The organism is Bacillus massiliigorillae, from assembly GCF_000380245.2.
GTDB lineage: Bacteria > Bacillota > Bacilli > Bacillales > DSM-1321 > Bacillus_AD > Bacillus_AD massiliigorillae.
In genome coordinates this window covers 472,861-493,957 of the sequence record NZ_HG428742.1, presented here as the reverse complement: position 1 = coordinate 493,957, position 21,097 = coordinate 472,861, and the positions used below count along the sequence as shown (strand labels likewise).

17 protein-coding genes are annotated in these 21,097 nt (G+C 35.6%); 9 read left to right on the top strand and 8 right to left on the bottom strand.

Features of this window, described 5'->3' with window-relative positions:
• The first annotated feature begins 58 nt into the window (after positions 1–58).
• The gene (locus tag TX86_RS18375) at positions 59–2,959 is read left to right on the top strand and encodes an EAL domain-containing protein (RefSeq protein WP_042351123.1); all 2,901 of its coding nucleotides are present in this window, start codon (positions 59–61) and stop codon (positions 2,957–2,959) included.
• Positions 2,960–3,003: 44 nt separating this feature from the next.
• On the opposite strand, the gene TX86_RS18370 is transcribed toward TX86_RS18375, so the two are convergent.
• The 5 genes from TX86_RS18370 to TX86_RS18350 all read right to left on the bottom strand — a co-directional run bounded on the left by TX86_RS18370 (position 3,004) and on the right by TX86_RS18350 (position 9,652).
• Positions 3,004–5,274: a glycoside hydrolase family 65 protein gene (locus tag TX86_RS18370; RefSeq protein WP_042351121.1), complete on the bottom strand. Its 2,271-nt coding sequence runs from the start codon at positions 5,272–5,274 to the stop codon at positions 3,004–3,006.
• A 120-nt stretch (positions 5,275–5,394) separates the two neighbouring features.
• Positions 5,395–6,060: a beta-phosphoglucomutase gene (gene pgmB / locus TX86_RS18365; RefSeq protein WP_042351119.1), complete on the bottom strand. Its 666-nt coding sequence runs from the start codon at positions 6,058–6,060 to the stop codon at positions 5,395–5,397.
• Positions 6,061–6,479: 419 nt separating this feature from the next.
• Positions 6,480–7,304 (bottom strand): carbohydrate ABC transporter permease, encoded by an 825-nt coding sequence (locus tag TX86_RS18360; protein WP_042351118.1) that lies wholly within the window; start codon positions 7,302–7,304, stop codon positions 6,480–6,482.
• A 13-nt stretch (positions 7,305–7,317) separates the two neighbouring features.
• The gene (locus TX86_RS18355; protein ID WP_230203679.1) at positions 7,318–8,184 is read right to left on the bottom strand and encodes a carbohydrate ABC transporter permease; all 867 of its coding nucleotides are present in this window, start codon (positions 8,182–8,184) and stop codon (positions 7,318–7,320) included.
• 181 nt (positions 8,185–8,365) lie between these two features.
• Positions 8,366–9,652: an ABC transporter substrate-binding protein gene (locus TX86_RS18350; protein WP_042351115.1), complete on the bottom strand. Its 1,287-nt coding sequence runs from the start codon at positions 9,650–9,652 to the stop codon at positions 8,366–8,368.
• A 309-nt stretch (positions 9,653–9,961) separates the two neighbouring features.
• On the opposite strand from TX86_RS18350, the gene TX86_RS18345 reads away from it, so the two are divergent.
• A complete protein-coding gene (locus TX86_RS18345) occupies positions 9,962–10,987 on the top strand; it encodes a LacI family DNA-binding transcriptional regulator (protein WP_042351114.1) in 1,026 nt (341 codons plus the stop codon).
• 55 nt (positions 10,988–11,042) lie between these two features.
• On the opposite strand, the gene TX86_RS18340 is transcribed toward TX86_RS18345, so the two are convergent.
• Complete coding sequence (locus tag TX86_RS18340; protein ID WP_042351113.1) at positions 11,043–11,813, bottom strand: DUF1189 family protein; 771 nt, start codon at positions 11,811–11,813, stop codon at positions 11,043–11,045.
• A 230-nt stretch (positions 11,814–12,043) separates the two neighbouring features.
• Here TX86_RS18340 and TX86_RS18335 point away from each other — a divergent pair, with 230 nt between their 5' ends.
• Positions 12,044–14,398 carry a glycoside hydrolase family 65 protein gene (locus TX86_RS18335; RefSeq protein ID WP_081707747.1) on the top strand — a complete coding sequence of 785 codons (2,355 nt, stop codon included), beginning with the start codon at positions 12,044–12,046 and terminating at the stop codon, positions 14,396–14,398.
• Between the two features lie 107 nt (positions 14,399–14,505).
• Here the strand turns inward: TX86_RS18335 and TX86_RS18330 are convergent, their stop codons facing one another.
• Entirely contained in the window at positions 14,506–15,258 is a 753-nt protein-coding gene (locus TX86_RS18330) for an RsfA family transcriptional regulator (protein WP_042351112.1), read from the bottom strand.
• A gap of 318 nt (positions 15,259–15,576) precedes the next feature.
• Between TX86_RS18330 and TX86_RS18325 the strand changes: the two genes are divergently transcribed.
• The 3 genes from TX86_RS18325 (at position 15,577) to TX86_RS18315 (ending at position 18,002) form a co-directional block, all read left to right on the top strand.
• Positions 15,577–15,798, top strand: a complete 222-nt coding sequence (locus tag TX86_RS18325) for a YuzB family protein (RefSeq protein WP_042351110.1) — start codon at positions 15,577–15,579, stop codon at positions 15,796–15,798.
• A 251-nt stretch (positions 15,799–16,049) separates the two neighbouring features.
• Positions 16,050–17,354, top strand: coding sequence for an HD domain-containing protein (locus tag TX86_RS18320; RefSeq protein ID WP_042351109.1), 1,305 nt, complete (start codon positions 16,050–16,052; stop codon positions 17,352–17,354).
• 138 nt (positions 17,355–17,492) lie between these two features.
• Entirely contained in the window at positions 17,493–18,002 is a 510-nt protein-coding gene (locus TX86_RS18315) for a YwgA family protein (protein ID WP_042351108.1), read from the top strand.
• 498 nt (positions 18,003–18,500) lie between these two features.
• Here the strand turns inward: TX86_RS18315 and thmT are convergent, their stop codons facing one another.
• Complete coding sequence (gene thmT / locus TX86_RS18310; protein ID WP_042351106.1) at positions 18,501–18,686, bottom strand: 2-hydroxymuconate tautomerase; 186 nt, start codon at positions 18,684–18,686, stop codon at positions 18,501–18,503.
• 173 nt (positions 18,687–18,859) lie between these two features.
• On the opposite strand from thmT, the gene TX86_RS18305 reads away from it, so the two are divergent.
• From TX86_RS18305 to TX86_RS18295, 3 genes are all read left to right on the top strand, one after another.
• Entirely contained in the window at positions 18,860–19,510 is a 651-nt protein-coding gene (locus TX86_RS18305) for a site-2 protease family protein (RefSeq protein ID WP_154663166.1), read from the top strand.
• A 21-nt stretch (positions 19,511–19,531) separates the two neighbouring features.
• Entirely contained in the window at positions 19,532–20,035 is a 504-nt protein-coding gene (locus tag TX86_RS18300; RefSeq protein WP_042351103.1) for a YwhD family protein, read from the top strand.
• A 271-nt stretch (positions 20,036–20,306) separates the two neighbouring features.
• The gene (locus TX86_RS18295; RefSeq protein WP_042351101.1) at positions 20,307–20,894 is read left to right on the top strand and encodes an LOG family protein; all 588 of its coding nucleotides are present in this window, start codon (positions 20,307–20,309) and stop codon (positions 20,892–20,894) included.
• Positions 20,895–21,097: the final 203 nt, after the last annotated feature.

Genomic DNA, 21,097 nt, shown 5'->3' with positions numbered 1-21,097 from the left:
TAATAGAAGATTAAGAAAATGATATTGTTACATACATTTAATCTAGAGAGGTTCTCGTATGTTATTAAATTTTATCAACAATGTTTATCGAACAAAATCCATTTACATATGGGGAGTAGTTGCTGTTCTCATTCTTATTCTTAATTCGCCTATTCAAACGTTTGCTTCATCAGATACTAAAATAGTAAAAGTAGGCTATTTAGAAGGGTACGGAATTAGTACAATTAATAAGGAATTTAAGCAAGGTTTTGTTTATGATTATTTAACAGAATTAGCGAAGTACGCGAATTGGAAATACGAATTTATTCCAGTAACGTTTGATGAAGGGCTAGAAAAATTATCGAGAGGTGAATTAGATTTATTTGGACCTTTAGAGCGTTCAGAAGCACGTGAAAGCAAGTTTGCTTTTCCTAAATTCCATTTCGGATATGAGTATGGAACTTTACTTACAAACGATAGTAACCAACAATTTTTTTATAATGATTTTAAAAGCTTTAATAATATAACAGTAGGAATTGTTCCAAATGATTTTTTTGTTTCTAAATTTAAGGAATTTTCTAAAGTGCATGGTTTTTCAGTAAAATATAAGGATTTTATTAGCCCAGCATCGCTTGTTGAAGGGCTGAAGAGTGGTCAAGTGGATGCTATTCTTGTAGGAAGCTTGACTACTAACATTAGGGATACAAAGATCATTAGTAAGTTTTCTGTAAATGGTGTTTATATAGCTCTAAACAAAGATAATGCCGCTTTGTTGAAGGAATTTAATCAAGCAATGTCTGAGATGAGATTAGAAAACTTATTTATTGATGCAGATTTATACAAGAAAAATTTTAAGTATGAGATTGAAAATACAGCATTCACAAGAGAAGAAAATGAGTATGTTAGTACTCAACCAAAACTGCGCGTTGTATATGACCCTGATTATGCACCTGTCGGATACTATGATGATGAAACAGATACATATAAGGGAATTAGCGCTGATATAATGAAAAATATTTCTGAAATTAGTGGAATTGAGTTTGAATACATTAAAACCAAAAATTATGCAGAAAGTGTTCAGTATATTGAAAATGGGAAGGCGGATTTACTTGCTGGTTATACAAATCTTGTAGAAAGCAAGGCATTTCTAGAAACCCAAAAATTCATAGATGTTCCCGCTGTCTTGATAGGAAAAAAGGCTAAACTGTCCAAAGGCTATACAATTGCTATGCCATCCGCTTATAAGTCATCAGTTAATTTCATTTCTAAAAGATTTGCTGGTGCAAAAATTGTATATTATCAAACAGTTGATGATTGTATTGAGGCTTTAAATAAAGGAGATGCTGATACAACTGTTATAAACGTTTATAAATATACAGAATTAATGCGGGATCAAGAAGATACTGATTATCGAATGGTTGGCGTTTCAGAAACAGTTGTACCTCTTAAGATAGGTGTATCTACGCAAGTTGATCCGAGAGTGGTCTCAATTCTTAATAAATCAATTGCTTCTATTACAGATAAACATTTTGAAGATATTATGTATCAGAATACTTTTGGAAAACCTTATAAAATTTCTTGGGATACATTAGTCAAGAAATATAGTTTTTATTTAATTGGTACGATTTTTTTGATTTTCGCTATTATTTTTATAGGTGTAATCATCAATCATAGACGAACGGAAAAGAAGCTAGAAAAAATCGCTTATACAGATCCCTTAACGGGTATAAGAAATCTTGAAAAATTTAGATTAGATGCTAAATATATATTAGAAAATAATCCACCAGAAGAATATTCAATTCTTTATTTGGATGTAGAGAAGTTCAAAAATATAAATGATACATACGGATTTAAAGCTGGAAATGATGCTCTCATATATATTTCAACTTGTTTTTCGGAAGAATTAACAAAGGATGATTTGTTTGGTAGAGGATCAGCGGATTATTTCCTTGTTTTAATGAAAGAACGTGACTCTTCAAAGTTGGCAGAGAAAATTTCAATTATATTAAAGCGTGTTCAGGCATACGGAGATAATCAACCAAAGCCATTTAAGTTAACGATGCGCTGTGGTATATATAAAATTATGTCGTGTGAAACAGATATTACATCTTTAATAGATAAAGCAAATGAAGCAAGAAAAGGTCTTAAAAAAGATATTGGAAAAACGTTTGCTTATTATACGCCTGATATGCATAATCGAATTTTGAAAGAGAAATTTATTGAAGAAAGCATGGAGTTGTCACTTGCTCAAGGAGAATTCGTTGTTTATTTACAACCTAAATTTGATGTATTACAGCATGAAATTGCTGGTGCAGAAGCTTTGGTAAGATGGAATAACAATGAGGTAGGAATGCTGTCACCAGCAGACTTTATTCCGCTTTTTGAAAAAAATGGTTTTATTATTAAACTAGATTTTTATGTTTTTGAGAAAGTGTGTCAAAAGCTTCAAGAATGGATTGCTTTAGGTTATCCAATTGTACCGATTTCTGTTAACGTATCTCGTGTGCATTTAAGTAAATCGGATTTTACTAGTAATTTAATTCGACTAGTGAAGAAATACGATATTCCATCACATATGATTGAACTGGAATTAACAGAATCAACTTTTACAGAGAATATTGATTCTCTCGTTACTATTATGAATGAGCTAAAGCAAGCAGGCTTTTTAATTTCGATGGATGATTTCGGAACAGGCTTCTCATCACTCAATTTATTGAAGGTATTGCCGGTTGATGTTCTCAAGTTGGACAAGTCGTTTCTGAATCGAGAAGAGACATCTACTAAGGAAGAAATATTGGTTGCTGATGTGGTGAGAATGGCACATCATTTGGATATTAAAGTAGTGGCAGAAGGGGTAGAACGAATGAAGCAAGTAGCATTCTTGAAAAGCATTCATTGTGATCTAATTCAAGGATATGTCTTTGCAAAACCGATGCCAATTGAAGAATTTGAAACACTAACTTTTAAGAACAAAAAGTAGATTATATAAAAAACCATCAGTAAGATGTACTGATGGTTTTTGTATTATTGTATTGGAAGACCTATTTCTTGGCCAGGTATTAAATCAATCGATTGATTATAAACAGATATTGATACTGCTTCACCCTCAAGAAGTTGTAATGTTATAGCAGAATTATTAACAGCTACTGCAATTTGGCGGTTGCGGTAAGTAATCGAGAATTTATAACCTGTCCATTGTTTTGGTAATATAGGTGCAAGTGAAAGCCCGGATTCTTTCGCGCGTAGGCCTGCAAATCCATAAACAATAGCCATCCACGTTCCACCCATGTTTGCCATGTGTAGTCCGTCCTTTGTATTACCATGCGTATTATCTAAGTCAAGACGAGCTGTTTCAATAAAGTATTGATATGCTTTGTCATGATAGCCAACTTTAGATGCCATAATACTGAATACACAGTGTGATAGAGAAGAATCATGTGTTGTAATATTTTCATAGTAATCGTATGAATTCTTAATCGTGCTCATAGCTTGTTCATCTTCTAATAAGAAATGTCCAAGCACTGTGTCAGCTTGTTTACATACTTGATAGCGATACAGAGTTAATGGGTGATAATGAAGCAGTAAAGGATGTTTCTCCTTCGGTGTGTTATCAAAATCCCAAACTTCTTTTTGGAAGAAGCTATCGTCTTGTGGATTCACATCTAATTCTGCATCATATGGCAAGAACATTAACTCAGCTGCTTTTTGCCACTGTGCTACTTCATCTTGAGATAAGTTAATTTTGTTCATAATGGCTTGTAGAGCATCTTGATCTTGTTCAACTAATATTTGATAAGCCTTCGCAGCCCATTTTAAGTTATGCTTTGCCATTACGTTTGTATAGTAGTTATTGTTAACGATACATGTATATTCATCCGGACCTGTTACGTCATTGATAACGAATTTATCTTTGTGGAAGTTTCCGGCATCAATCCAAAGGCGGGCTGTTTCAAAGAGCATTTCCGCACCATACTCAGCCATGAAAGGTATATCTTGTGTTACTAAATAGTATTGGATATAGCTGTATGCAATATCAGCACTGATATGGTATTGGGCTGTACCAGCAGGGAAGAACGCAGAGCATTCTGTTCCTGAAATTGTACGCCATGGGAATAGGGCACCTTGCTTGTGACCTAAAATCTTCGCGTTTGCACGAGCCCCATCTAAAATGTGATAACGATAGATTAATAGGTCTTTTGCTAATTCAGGCTTGGTCATTAAGAAGACGGGAATCATATAGATTTCTGTATCCCAGAAGTAATGTCCTTCGTAGCCTTCACCAGATAATCCTTTTGCTGCAATATTTGAATGAGGGTCACGACCAGTAGATTGCAGTAAGTGATATAGATTGAAACGAATGCCTTCTTGAAGATCTGAATCACCTTCAATAGTAATATCTGCATTTTTCCAGAAGTCTGCTAAGTATGCTTCTTGAGCAGACAATGCATCTTCAAAACTGATAAATGATTGTAGTGCTACTGTTGCTTTTCCGACAAGCTCTTCACCATGACGAAGCGTATCTGTATATGCATTCCATTTAGTGAATGTAACAGTGTTAGATAGTTCGAATGTGAAGTGAGACTCAACACAGTCGCTATGAACAGTATGACTTGCAGTATGGTTTGTGTTTACAGCATATTGAGTAGCGCAAGCTGTTTGTAGTTTTGATACATATGTTTCGTTTTTAACCGTACAAATGCCATTCTCTTCTTTAGCCATCAATACTTTCAGACGCTTTGCATGACCTGAAGCTACTCGTGGATCATTAGGGTCTGTAAAGTTTTCAACATCACCATTTACAGTTGAAACAATCTTTACTTTGCCAAAGAAGTTTACTGGCTCAATTGTAATTTGAATAGCGAATATTTCTCTAACTGTAAAGGATACAAGACGCTTAAAGTGTAGCTTGACTTCTTGCCCTTTTGGAGAGCGCCAGTGAATTATCCTTTCACTAAACCCTTTATCCATATGAAGCTTGCGCTCGAATGAAAGTACTTCACCTTCATATAATGAGAAACGTTCTTCATCAAGATAGATGGTTACTTCTTGTGCATCGATAATATTAATAAGTTTTTGTTGTGTTTCAGGGAAGCCATACAATTTTTCACCGTAGGTTACTTCAGTTATATCATGGAATGCATTAATATATGTGCCGCGAATGCTTGTATAATCTGGTGCATAGCCTTCTTCAAAGTTTCCTCTTACACCTAAGAAGCCGTTACCAAGGAAGAATAAGCTTTCGTCTTGTAGTACGTCTTTTTGGGATAATTTATTGGATGTTAATGTCCAAGTCATAGGGGAGAGCCTCCTAAATTGTCGAGTATAGTTATGGAAAAAGGCTCTTCAAAAGATACCAACCTATATGGATAGGGACATCTTTTTACCAAGCCTTTGTTTTGTCATTAGACTTCTAACTTATTTAGCGAAAAGTTCTTTCATAAGAGCAAGTGTTAATTGATCAGTAGAAGATACAACATGCTTAGCGTTGTTAAGAATTGCAGCTTCACCAACACCTACTGCCAGCATGTTTGCTGAGTTAATTGCTTCTACACCAGCGTGTGCGTCTTCAACACCAATACAGTTTGCAGGATCTACGCCAAGAGCTTCTGCGGCTTTTAAGAATACTTCTGGATGTGGTTTAGATTGTGCAACTGTAGCTGCATCAACAATATGATCAAATAAATCTTGAACACCAAGACCGTCTGTTACTTTAAAAGCGTTTTTAGATGCTGAAGCCATACCGATTTTGATGCCAGCGTCTTTTAACTCATTCAAGAAGTTTTCAATACCAGGAAGTAAATCTTCTGCTGTAATGTTAGCGATTAATTCAACATAGTGGTCGTTTTTCTTCGTTGCTAATGCTTCTTTTTCTTCTGCCGTGAAATCATTTTGTTTGTTGCCAAGTGCGAGAATGCGCTCTAATGATTCTGTGCGGCTAACACCTTTTAATGTTTCGTTGAATTCACGGTCAAAAGGAATGTTTAAATCTTCGCCAAGTTTTTGCCAAGCTAAGAAGTGATATTCTGCTGTATCTGTAATTACGCCATCTAAGTCAAAGATAACTGCTTCTAGAGTTTTCAAGTGATGTTCCTACTTTCTTATGTTGATGAATATAATTGTTTGAATGGAAAGTGAGAGCAATCTCGGATGATTGCTCTTCGTTTTTCTATTGTTTAGCTCCAGCGCCCAGCTTCTAGTGGACTTCACCAATCTCCCTACGATAAGTCAACATCAAATCGCTAGGCTCTTCGTGTTTCCTTTATCTCAGTCGAAGGGCTCCAGTCCATACGAAGCTAAACGGACGCTTCCGCTTTTCTATTGTCTAGCCTTACACCTGACATGCGGCTTTTCTTGCTGTCTAGCTCCAGCGCCCAGCTTCTAGTGGACTTCACCAATCTCCCTACGATAAGTCAACATCGAATCACTGCGTTCTTCGTGTTTCCTTTATCTCAGTCGAAGGGCTCCAGTCCATACGAAGCTAAAGGGACGCTTCCACTTTTCTATTTATCCCCGCCGATTCTGAATCCTTGCATGAAGTATTTGTTCAGCATGATATATAGAATGATGATTGGAATAATTGAGACGACGGATGCCGCCATGATGTAGTTCCACTGTGTTAAGTTTTGACTTTGGAATGTTTGTAATCCAAGTGTTAACGTATATTTCTCTGGTGAAGAAATATATAGTAATGGCTTTAAGAATTCGTTCCAGAAGCCCAAGAATACGAATACACCTTGTGTAGCGATTGAAGGGCGAGCCATTGGAAATACGATTTTGAAAAATGTTTGAGTTCTGGATAAACCATCTACTTGAGCAGCTTCTTCTACTTCTTTCGGGAAGTTAATGAAGAATTGACGCATCATGAAGATGTAAGCAAAGTTAATGGCACCTGGTAAAATCAGTGCGCTGTAAGAATCAAGTAATCCAAGTGACTTCATGATTAAATAGTTTGGTATTAATAGAATTTGAGCAGGTACCATCATAACTGCCAGAATTAATAAGAAGACATAGTTTCTACCTGGGAAACGTAATCGAGCTAAAGCGTAACCTGACATTGTGTTGATGATAATATTTACGATTGTTCCAATACCCGCGATGATGAATGAGTTGAAAATCCATTTCACGAAAAGTGGATCCTTCGTAAAGATATATTTAAAGTTATCTAAAGTTCCTTCTTGAGGTAGAATATTTAATCCACCAGCGACGATTTCTTTATATGGTTTGAACGATGCCATTACTGCCCAAAGAAACGGATAGAGCGTTACAAGAGCGTATATGATGAGAATGGCATATAGGATGGCCCTTGACCATTTAAACTTTTTCATAATTGTTCACTCCTTAATAATGCGACTCTTCACGATTTACTCTTTTAGCAATCATAGATACGGCAAAGATGATAATCGTTAATAGTACAGCTAGTGCTGCTGAGTAACCCATTGTACCCATTGTTTTAAACGCGTATTGATAAATAATCAGTGAGAAAGTTAATGTTGCATTGTTTGGTCCCCCGCTACCACCGGAGATGATATAAGCTTGGTCGAATAATTGGAAACATCCAATAATACCCATCAATAATACATAGTTTGTAACAGGCGTTAAGTTTGGAACAGTGATTTTAATTAGTTTTTGCCATGCGTTAGCACCATCTATGTCTGCTGCTTCGTATAGCGAGTTATCAATATCTTGTAAACCTGCTAAATAAATCGTCATGAAGAATGGTACTGTTGACCAAATATTCATAGCCATGATTGTATTTAATGCGAATTCAGTTTCATTAATGAAGTTAATCGGTGCATCGATTAATCCCATTTGTACAAGAATGCTATTAAATGGACCATTTAAGCTGAATAAGAACATGAAAATCATAGTTAATGCTGAACTTGATGTTAATGTTGGTAAAAAGAAGATTGTACGGAATGTATTTTGGAATTTGATTCCTGAATTTAGTACAGATGCAATCAATAGAGCGATTGCTGTTTGTAATGGAACTACGATAATTACATAACGTAATGTATTCTTGAACGCGATCCATACGCGTTCATCATTTAAGGCGTTAGCGTAGTTTTTAAAGCCTACCCAATCGAAACTCATTCCACCAATTAAGTCGACTTTGGTGAAAGAAAGGAAGAGTGCGTAGAAGATAGGGATGAGTGTGAATACTACCATAATGATGATTGCTGGTAACATAAAGCCATAACCTGTCATGGCTTCACGGCGTCTCTTAGCTGATTTCTTTTTGTTTGTCGACAGTGTTTCTGTAGCCAATATGATTCGCTCCTTCCGTGTATTGGTAAAAGGCACCCTCTAAGGAATTTCCTAAGAAGGCGCCTTCCAGCCCAATGCATATTTAAAAAAGATCGATGTTCGACATTAAAGCGTCATTCGATTAGTTTTTAATTTGTGTTTTAATATCTTTGTTAGCAGTTTTTTCTGCTTTTTCCATTGCTTGTTTTAAAGTCATTTCGCCTTTAACAGCAGCTGGAAGCATGTTGTTGTATTCACGCATAATAATTGGTAATGTTGGACCATTTGACCAAGTAGTTGCATATTCTGCAGCAGCGATGAATGGAGCCATTAATTCGTTGTCTTGCAATTTCATTGCTTCAGTTACAGACGTACGGCTAGGGATAACGCCAGCGCCTTCAGCCCATAATTTCATACCTTCTGTACCAGTTACATAGTTAATGAATTCCCAAGCAGCGTCTTTTTTCTTAGATTCAGCGTTCATTGAGTACGAAACAGTAAACATCATAGAAGCTTTTTTACCACCAAGTGTTGGGTGTTCTAAAGTTCCAAATTTCACATCCGGGAAGTTTTGTTGTAGGTTTGCAACGCCCCAGTTACCTTCTAACATGATTGCAGCTGATTCAACACCGAATGAATCTCCAGAGTTACCTTGTCCTAAATCTTTCGCTGTGTTGATTGTTTTATCGTTTTTAAATGCATCTACATACATTTGTAAATATTGTAATTGATCGTCTTTAGAAAGAACTGCATATCCTTCTTCATCTACAATCTTAGTTCCATTCGCTTGCATTACGTGCATATGACGAGCTAATTCAGCAGTTGAAACGAAAGCTTGTTTTCCTTTTGGAAGCTTAGATTGAAGATCTTTTAAGAATGCTGGCCATTCTGTTGCTTCTGTTGGAATTGTTGCTGGGTCTACGCCAGCTTGTTTAAATAAGTTTTCGTTGTAGAATAATCCAAGAGTTGAGTTATCTTTTGGAATACCATATTGTTTCTTATCTGTACCTGTGAATCCTTCATATGCAGGCTTATAGAAATCATCAACATTGAAATCTTTTGTTTTATCGATATATGAATCAAGTGGCTCAAGTACACCTTTTTCAATAAGTGCAGGTGCTTCAGATACGTCCACGTAGAATACGTCTGGTGCAGTTCCACCGATTAAGTCTGTTTGTAATTGAGTAGCATAATCATTGTAGATACGCTTCTCTACTTTAATGCCAGTTTTTTCAGTGAAAGCCTCTAATAACTTATCGTAAGTAGCAGCTTCTGCTTCTGAACCTTTCCAAGAACCAACCGTAATTGTTTGACCTTTAGTATCTCCAGATGCAGACTCTTTTTTGCTATCATCTGAACCACAAGCAGCAGTTGCAAGTAGCATAGCAGAAGTCATAACTGCTACAGCAGGTTTGATAAACTTTTTCATACTCAATAGCCTCCTCATGTTGTATAACTCTAATAATGAAAACGTTTTAGAATTATAAAAAAATGACATAATAGTATATAAACCTATTAAAATCAATGTTATGATATTTTTAGAAACCGTTTTCATTAACTACTCTTTTATTATATCCAAAACGTTTCGGAATTCAATTGTTTTTTTAAAAAAACTTTGTAAACGTTTTATTTATGAATAATTAAAATATTTAATATAATAAAACAGGATAAATGTTATTTGAGAAATGGTATATAATGAACCAACATAATTTATTAAGGGAGAGAGGAGGAAAATGCTTTGGTAACGATAAAAGATATTTCAAAAGCGACTGGATTTTCAACAACCACAGTTTCAAGAGCGTTAAATGGTTATTTAGATGTAAATGAAAATACAAGGAAAAAAATTCAAGTCGCTGCTGAGAAGTTAGGATATACACCTAATATTTTGGCAAGAAGCTTAGTTATGAAGAACAGTAAGACAGTTGGCTTGCTCATTACAGATTTGAAACGATCAGGTGTAAAAGATAACTTCTTATTTCAAACGCTATGTGGAGCGATGGATCAATTGCAAAATATGGAGTATGAGCTTGTTGTTCTAACAACTACTACATCAAAGCAAAGAAATAAAACATATCAGCAGTTATGCAATGAGCGGAATTTGGATGGTATTATCATTCAAGGTTTGAAAGTTGATGATCCTTATGTGCAAGAGGCACAGCAAAGTAGTAAGCCTTGTGTGTTTATTGATATTCCGATAGATGCGCCAAACACGGGCTATGTCACAACGAACCAAACGGAAAGTGCTACACAAGCTACGAAATATTTATGTCGTCTAGGGCATGAATGTATCGGTTTTATTAATGGACATGATACTGCCCATGTAAGTAAAGAGCGCTTGAGGGGATATCAACAAGCGTTAGAAGAATGTGAGTTACCATTTAAACCTGAATATGTTTACAATGGTGAATTTGATGAAGATAAGGCAAAGCAATGTGCTATATCTCTTATATTGTCATACCCAGAAATAACAGCGATTTTTTGTGCGAGTGACGTCATGGCTTTAGGTGTTATGAAAGCAGCAAGAGAATTAAATATTTCCATTCCTGACCAGCTTTCAGTTATTGGATTTGATAATATTTTGTTATCTGAATATGTGACCCCTAGTTTAACGACAGTTAGTCAAAACCCATATGAAATGGGAAGACGAGCGGCAGATATGATGATTTCACTCATAGAAGGAAAAGAGACAGACCGTATTGTAGTATTGAATAATGAATTAGTGTTGCGAGATACGACGGCGTCGCCCAAATTAGTTGAAATGTAAAAAGTGTGTATAGTAAAAGAGGTTATCCTTGTTTATAGGATAACCTCTTTTACATTTAATCCTCTTTAATAGCACGAATTGTTCGTAAGGCAAAGAAACCAACGACTGACCAGTATAGTAAGAAGAAGAAGCTAATTTCGAATCCGAGTAAGTCGAATACGGTTTTCACGAAAATAGGTGCGCTAATTCCGTATGCTGTAATGGTCCATGCTTCTTTATATGATATTTTGACGAACTTTTTAAATCCATAACCGGCTAATGCCAGCATACTGATGATTGCGAGATGAACGATGAGGTCAATCATCACATTTGTATATTGATAGAGTGGAGCGAATAAGTTAATTTGTGGCGATACATCTTTTGCTAGAGCAATGCTATCTTTTAAATCGAATACACCATCTTTTTGACCTGATAGTAAAGGGAAGTTCTCGTAGCTGAATTTTGCTCCGGGGAATCCGACTCTTCCGTAACTCCATTCTTTTTCTCCTAATGCGACGATATTCTTCATACCATGCATCGGTAATTGTGAAGTTTGATCACTACCTATAACAATCATCATTTCTAATTGAGGTAGGCTAATTACTTGAGGTCCACCTTGTTTTTGCAGACCTTCTTTCGTTATTGAAAACTCTTCTATTTGTTTCACTTGATCATATAAAGTGTTTTGAGAACCTTTATAAAGAGCATATCCCGCAATTAAGACGTTAGAGATTAATACGAGTAGTAGCACGTAGAAAAAGGATTTCCACATACTTTGTTTACGCCAGGAAGCGACCTTCTTGGCTGAGAAACCAATACTTGCTACAAACTGGTCTATTAGATTCATGTAATCACCTTATTTCTGAAATTTCCAAAACGTTTTTGAATAACCAAAGTGATTATATCACAAGATGTTTTGAAAAAAATTATAAAAAATAGCTTGTCTACCCGAAACGTTTCGGATAGAATGAGGTTAAGTTTAGAAAGCGCTTTACTTTTCTCATTTCCAAAAAGATTTAAAAACATATTTATTCAAACTAACTTTAATTATTCTTTGTCAGGAAGGACGATTTTATAATGTCTAATTCAATTATGCAATACAACCGTGGCACAGATGCCCTTAAAAACTGGATTGTAACTGAATCTGCATATAATCCTAAATTAGTAGGTAAAGCTGAAGCAATTTTTTGCTTAGGTAATGGATATATGGGTCAGCGTGCAGCTGCTGAAGAGAAAAACATGGGGGAAACTCGTAACTTATTCGTTGCGGGTACATTCAATAAGTTTGCTGACAATGAAGTAACTGAACTTCCAAATGCGGCTGATGTTCTTTGGATGGATTTCACTCTTGATGGACAAGCTTTCAATTTAGAGCAAGGTACTATCGTATCTTATGAGCGTGTATTAAACATTAAAGAAGCAGAATTAACAAGAAAAGTAGTTTGGACTTCAAACGAAAACCGCACATATGAATTAACATTCCGTCGTTTCATTTCTTTAGATGATAAGCACGTTATTGCACAACGTGTAGAAATTACACCAGTTGATCAAGACGCAGAGATTTCAATCACTTCTGGTATTAACGCACAAGTATCAAACAGTGGTGTGCAACACTTCAAAGAAGGCGAAAAACGCTTATTTGATAAGAAAATCATGCAATTAATCCAAACAACAACTGAAAGCAATATTGATTTTGTTTTCAATACAGCTCATCAGTTTGAAAAGAACAATGAAGCTGTTGAAGTGGATGGCTTAATCTTAATGGAGCGTCGTCAAATCTATTATGCATATAACAACATAACTGTCGCTAAAGGTGAAACACTTGTTATTGAAAAATTAACAAATGTATTCACTAGCCGTGACAAAGACGTTGAAGTAGAAGGATTAAAAGGTTTAAAAACATTCGCTAAAGAACATTTAGAAGGTGTATTAAAAGCAGGCTACAACACATTATTTACTGCTCATGCAAAAGCTTGGGAAGAAAAAGTTTGGAGTGTTTGCCCAATCACAATTGAAACGGCTGAAGACTTCGATCAATTAGCAATTCGTTTTGCTCAATACCACTTAACAGTATTCACTCCAGCTCACGACAACCGTATGAATGTTGGGGCAAAAGGATTATCTGGTGAAGGATATAAAGGACATACATTCTGGGATACTGAATTATTCGTTCTTCCATACTTCATTTACAGCCATCCAAAAGTAGCTCGTAGTCTACTAGAATATCGTTATTTAACACTTCCAGGTGCACACAAGAAAGCGAAAGAAAATGGCTATGAAGGTGCAATGTTCCCTTGGGAATCTGCATGGCTTGAAGATGGTGAAGTAACACCTGTATGGGGGGCTGCTGACATCATCACTGGTGAAGCAACGAAGATTTGGTCTGGTTTCATTGAGCAACATATCACGTCTGATATCGCATTTGCTACATGGCAATATTACCAAATCACTGGTGACGAAGATTTCATGGAGAAGTACGGCTATGAATTACTTCTTGATACAGCGAAATTCTGGCAATCTCGTTTAGAGTGGAACGAAGAAAAACAAGAATTCCACATCAACAACGTTATCGGACCAGATGAATATAAAGAGCACGTAAACAACAATGCATTCACGAACTACACAGCTCACTGGACAATCAAGAACGCAATGGCTTATTACAACATGTTAAAGGCAGACAAGCCAGAAATTTTTGCTCGTCTAAATGAGAAGTTAGATCTTGATGCAACTTATGAAAAATGGGTTGAGAAAGTAGATAAAATCTACCTACCACAGCCACGTCAAGAAGATTTAGTAATCGGACAAGATGATACGTACCTATCTAAAGAAATCATCGACTTAACAAAGTACAAAAACCAAGAAAACGTTGGTTCAATGTTCAAAGATTACAACTTAACACAAGTAAATGAAATTCAAGTATCGAAGCAAGCAGATATCATGGTTCTGTTCTACCTACTTGAAGACTTATTCAGCCAAGATGTTAAGAAAGCAAACTGGGAATACTATGAGCCAAAAACACTTCATGATTCATCTCTAAGCTTATCTACACACTGTGTATTAGCCTCTGATATGGGCGATAAAGAAATGGCTTATAACTTATTCAACAAAGCTTGTGCAATTGACTTAGGACCAAACATGAAGACAAGTGATCATGGTATCCACGCTGCTTCATTAGGTGGTATTTGGCAATGTGTTGTTAATGGATTTGGCGGAGTGAGAATGCTGAACGGTAAACTTCGCATCGTACCTGCATTACCAGAAAAATGGACTTCATTAACGTTCCCTATCTTCTGGCAAGGTGATCGCTTAGAAGTAACGGTTACGAAGAACACATTAACAGTGAAGAAAGTAACGAATAATAATGAAGAAATCACATTCACATGTGGCGAAACAGAATATACAGTTAAAGATCAAGTTGTTGTTGAGCTTTAATTAATAAGAAAGAGATATCTCATTGTGAGATATCTCTTTCTTCGTTATATGAATAGTAAAGTAGGAGATATTGCTAGTTAAACCTAGGCGATATCCATTTTCTACTATTATTCAGCTACTTTTTCTAAATTCCCATTGCGATCCATTTTGAATTTAGTAGTATGAGGAACTTCTTCCTCCAGTAAAACAAGCTTACGTGCGCGATTCATGATTTTCATCATTGTTTCATAATCCTCTTGAATGGTTTCACTGTTTTCTGCAAGATTATCAATTTTACCTTGTAGCTCTTCATTGTGCTGCTTCATTCGGAATATTTCATTCTTTGCATCACGAAGCTCTGCTTTTAATCTTTCGTTTTCTGCCTTTAATACTTCGCTATGCAAGCTTTGTGTATTCATAGATTGTAAAAATGAAATAACATCATCAATAGATGAGATATTTGTAGTATTCGTTGGCTGCACTACTTCATAGTTTGGTAATACAATTGGTTCTGATATTTCTTCTTGATAGTCATTTGTTTGTAATTCTAGCGGCTCCGGTATCAATTCTACGTTTAATCCAACATCTACAATAGATGGTGTTGGTGGTGTGTATAATAGTTTCTTTTTACCACCTTGTTCTTTTCCGAGTAGGCGATTACGTTGTTTACGTTGTTTCTTTGCTAATTGAAGTGCTTTTTCGTAGTTATGGCGTACAACAGCATTCCATCTGAAACCACAAGCAGCAGAAGTACGATTTAATTTGTCACCAACTTCTTCAAAGGCATTTAATTGCGTGCTACCTTCACGAACATGTCGAAGCACTGTTTCTGCTAAAAGCAAATCATCTTCCTCTGTCCAAGCATCTTGTCTTACTTTCATTGCTAACTTCCTTTCTAGATAACTTTGTTTTTTTCCTAAAAATAGGGAATGAATTAATAATTATTCTGTACAAGTTCACATTTTTTTATACACATAAAATAAAAAGGTAGTAGTTTATGAGAAAAGTGGAAGTTTTTGATTGATTTCGTGATGATTGGGGCTAGATGATGAGGGAAATGAGCATTGGACTTTTAAAAGGAAATGCATATAGCAGATAGGTAATGGGAACCATACAAAAGCAGTTACATTTTGACTTTCGATGCGAGAAAGAGTAAAATACCCATTAGATTTGTTACGTAGAAGGGATGGTTACCACGGATGGCTAACGAATTTAAAATATGCGACGAATGCCAAGCGACAAATATTAAAACACTCGTGCCAAAACTAAAAGAATTGGATCCAGATGCAACAATTGAGATTAAATGTCATTCATATTGTGGTCCTGGAAGAAAGAAATCTTTTACTTTTGTAAACAGTCGCCCAGTTGCAGCTCCAACAGAAGATGAATTGATTGAGAAAGTACGTGCAAAAATAAAATAAGTCAATGAATAAGCAATGCTTGTTTAAACATATAAGTATGGCAAGGTTACCTTTTAGATGCAGAATGTGCGAAATGGGTAACCTTATTTGTTTTTCCTTATTATGTTGGAAAGTATAAGTGTTTATTCAATTTGGTATTTGTTATATATAAATCAAATAATTAGTTACAATATCTTTAAAGGATAAATTCTTATCTTAATAATGGTACACTGAAATAAAGCAGTTAAGATTAAATAAATGGGGTTTTTTCTATGGAATATTCTAAAGAGAAATTGAGCGAAGAAAAAGTATTTAAAGACCCTGTACATCGCTATATCCATGTGAGAGATCGAGTGATATGGGATTTAATTGGAACGCGTGAATTTCAACGACTGAGACGAATACGACAGCTAGGAACAACCTTTTTAACTTTCCATGGGGCTGAACATAGCCGATTTAATCATTCGCTTGGTGTATATGAAATTGTTCGTCGAATTATTGATGATGTATTTAAGGGACGTAAAGATTGGCATGATGAAGAACGGCTATTATCATTATGTGCAGCTTTGCTCCATGATCTAGGACATGGACCGTTCTCACATTCATTTGAGAAGGTATTTGATTTAGATCATGAACATTTTACAAGGGAAATTATTTTAGGGGATACAGAAGTTAATGGTATTCTCAAACGTGTAGCTACTGATTTTCCAAAGAAAGTAGCAGAAGTAATTGAAAAAACCTATCAAGACAAACTTGTTGTTAGCTTAATATCAAGCCAAATTGATGCGGATCGTATGGATTACTTGCAAAGAGATGCTTATTTCACTGGAGTAAGTTATGGCCATTTTGATATGGAACGATTATTACGTGTCATGAGACCGCGTGTGGATCAAGTGGTTATTAAAAGTAGTGGTATGCATGCGGTAGAGGATTATATAATGAGTCGTTACCAAATGTATTGGCAAGTCTATTTTCATCCTGTAACGCGAAGTGCGGAAGTTATTTTAACGAAAATACTACATCGTGCTAAAGAGCTGTACGGGAAAGGCTATTCTTTCAAGCTAGAACCACTGCATTTTATCTCTCTTTTTGAGGGGAATGTATCAACGGAAGATTATATCAAAATGGATGAGAATATTATGATGTATTATTTTCAATTATGGCAGGAAGAAGAAGATGCTATTTTGAAAGATTTATGTAGCCGTTTTGTAAATCGTAGATTATTTAAATATGTAGAGTTTCATCCTTCGCAAACGGGTATGAATATGTTGATGGAATTGACCACTTTGTTTAAAAAAGCGGGAATTGATCCGACGTATTATTTAGTAGTAGATCATTCATCGGATTTACCATATGATTTCTACCGTCCGGGAGAAGAGGAAGAACGTTTACCTATTTATTTATTAAAAAATAATGGTGATATAAAAGAGCTATCTCGCGAGTCTGAAATTGTTGATGCGATTACAGGGAAGAGAAGAACAGATCATAAATTATATTTTCCAGAGGATTTCTTGAGAGATGAGAAGTCAAAAAGAAATATTAAAAGACAAATTCGTAAGCTATTAGGGATAAACTAACATAGATAGAATGTACATGAATTAAGAGCGACGATTCTTCATTAAGAAACTGGCAACTCCTGTTTCTTAATGAGGTTTGTTTTTGTCTGTGAAATTTTTAGGAACAGGATTGGTTGCTCTAGAAGGAGGGGTAATGTTGTGTTCAAAGACCATGCTAACATTATTAATGCCATCTCATCTGTCGGTGAAATAGCCGGGAGAAAGAAATTACAAAAGATGATTTATATAGCGAAGAAGATTTCGTTTCCTTTTCAAGAGAAATTTCAATTTCATTTTTATGGTCCTTATTCAGAAGAACTGACATTACGTATTGAAGAGCTTTGTGATATGGGATATTTAAATGAAGTGAAAGAGAAAAAAGGTGGCTATCATCAGTATTGTTATTCTACCTCTAAGGCTGGAGCAGACTTTTTAGAACTATATAAAGTGGACATGCCTTTAGTTGAAGAATGCCTACAAGATATGAATAACCAGAATGCACGTTTTTTAGAATTGGTATCAACAGTACTATATTTCGATGAATTGGAGAAAGAAGAAGTCATTGAAAAAATTCATACACTAAAAAGTAAACAGAAGTATACGCTAGAAGAAATTGATGAAGCATATAATTATATCAATCAATTGATGAAGAAGGCTCAGCTGCAATAATGCACTTATAATATATGAAGAAGGGGCTGTTCGAAAAGTGATTTTCAATCACTTTTCGAACGCCCTTTTACGCTTTTTGTGCTATTCGAAGTAGTGTTCATTTAAATCTTATTTTTGCTTAGTAGACTAAAAAACTGATTTTTAGCGCTTTTGGTCAAGATGAAACTCAAATGACTCCTTAAAAAATCAGCGAATTTCATTCTCATACATATAAATAAATGTAGCAAATAGGACTAATTGGACAACCTCTTTATTGAGTGATAGAAAGTACATTGTTTTTACTGTATCTAACCTTTCACCTACACATGCATCCAGCAAAAAGGACCGGTGACGGTTTTTCTTATTGTCTGGCTTTAGCGCCCAGAGACTAGTAAACTTTGCACTCTTCCCTACGATAAGTCAACATCGAATCGCCTATCGGCTCTTCGTGTTTCCTTTATCTAAAGGATGAGAGCTCCAGTTTATACGTCTCTAAACGGGCGCTTACGCTTTTCTTATCTACTCATCACTTAAACGCTTACCAGCTACAGCGTAGTGGTTTTTTTGCATTTCTTCGATAAAAACAACGATTTTCTCTTTAGGAGCACCAGATGTTTCAGAAACAGCATCTGTTACTTTTTCAACTAAAGCTTTCTTTTGCTCTTCAGTGCGACCTTCAAGCATTTTTACAGTTACGTATGGCATTATAGGACATCTCCTTTCATATGTACTGATAGTAGTTTTTCATAAGATGTTGGGAAAATCAAGGAGCGAACATGCGAATTGATAGAAAATCTCTGTTTTGTATATTAAACATTTCCATCATAATACGCTATACTTAGTAGTACCATAAGTGTGGAGTGTGAAAGATGGATTTTTTGAATAGTTTTTTAGCATTTTCTTTACAAGAATTGCCTTACGTCGTTATTTCGCTATTGATTGCTTTTACAGTGCATGAATTTGCGCACGCGTACGTTGCGTATAAGTTTGGCGATACAACTGCAAAAGACCAAGGACGATTGACCTTAAATCCAAAGGAGCATATTGATCCATTTGGAACGATATTGATTCTGATAGCTGGCTTTGGTTGGGCACGACCAGTTCCGGTCAACCGAAACAACTTTAAAAACCCGCGATTAGCAGGTGTCCTTGTTTCAATAGCAGGACCAATTAGTAATTTACTGATTGCAATTATTGGGTTTGCAATTTGGTATGGATTACTAGCTGCTGGTGTGGAACCGAATACGTACGTCTATCAATTCATGAATCAATTAATTGGTTTAAACATTCTTCTATTTGTGTTTAACCTCTTACCAGTCCCACCTTTAGATGGATATCGAATTATTGAGGATTTGGTATCTCCAAGAGTACGTGCGAAAATGACACAGTACGAGCAGTATGGCATACTAATCTTTTTAATTTTAATATTAACTCCATTAGATCGATACACCATTCAACCGATCTTTAATACGGTGATTCCAGCCATCTCAAATGGATTACAAAACTTTTTCTATACACTATTTATGTAATGAAGCAGAAGGGAGTCTACGATGGATAATCAAAACAAAAAAATGCAATTTAACATTATTAAAAATAACCCAACAGATGGGCATAAAGGCTTTGGTGCTGGCTCATTAAGCCTTGAAAACATCTCTCCAATTATTATAGATGTACAAGAAAAGGATGCATTTATCGATGTAGGTGCTATGCATGCAAGAAGTGCAACTGAGAAGGGTATCAAATTCTTGAAGAATAAAGAGGAAGTTCCAAATGGGAAGCCTTATTGGATTATTTGGGTAGCGATTGAAAGAAATGAAGAAGGAGCTTACTATGCTGGAGTAACTGCTTGTGAAATGACTATAGACCGTAGTATTCGTCGTGGATATAAATCATTGCCTGAACATGTGAATAATCTTGATAAAGCAATGAAACGAAAAATTATAACTAGTCATATGGATGACATTTCTAAAGCGGTATTGAAGGAATTTTTACAAAAGCATGATCACAGCATGTGGGATCGTTCTAGTGATGAATTAAAGCAACAACTTAATTGATAATAAATGTAAATAAGTCCAAAATACGACAATTTCTGAAAAAGATTTTTTATACTTGTCGTTTGTGTGGACAATGAGTAAACTTAACATAAGCGTACAACGCTGTAAAACTAGGACACGAAAAAAGGCTACCTTTTGAAAATCATCATGATTTTTATAAGGGTAGCCTTTTTCAACGATTAGGAACTATTTTGTTTTATAATAAACGTAGCAGGACTTACTAAATTAGTATCTTTATATAGAGTTAAAAGGGGAAAAGGGGTGGTTATAGTTGAAAGCTGTAGCTGTGTTTTGTGGCTCTAGTAATGGATCAAATAAGGCATATCGTGAAGGCGCAATTGCACTCGGAAAGGAATTGGCGAAACGAGGAATTAAGCTAGTATACGGTGGGGCATGTGTTGGTTTGATGGGTGCTGTGGCGGATTCCGTCTTAGAAGCAGGCGGAGAAGTAATTGGCGTTATGCCTAAGATGTTAAAAGATAAGGAACTTGCTCATCCTGCTTTAACGGATTTAATTATCGTAGATACTATGCATGAAAGAAAAGCAAAAATGGCAGAATTGGCAGATGGTTTTATCGCCTTACCAGGTGGCGCAGGTACTTTAGAAGAGTTTTTTGAAGTAGTTACGTGGGCTCAAATCGGTCTTCATCAAAAACCATGTGGACTTTATAATACAAATCAATTCTATGAACCACTTATGGCTGTTTTTGCACATATGGTAGATGAACAATTTTTGCAAGAAAAGTTTCGTGCGATGCTCGTATTGGATGAAAATCCAAGCTCAATGTTGGATCGATTCAATATGTATGTCGCACCAGGTGAGAAGACATATTCTAAGAAAGAAGAAGGAATTCTTTAATAACAAGTTCTTTTTAGTTGGATATAAAAAAGGCACGTTCTTATTTGAAGAATGTGCCTTTTCGTGTTGTCTAGTTCCGAACGCCATCGGTTCGAGGTCATAAGTCAATCAGTCCAGAAGGTTAAAAGCGACCTTCTAGCCAGCTTGCCTTATGCTTGTCACCGATAAACGGGCGTTCTCCACATTTCGGTTTTTCCTTTATC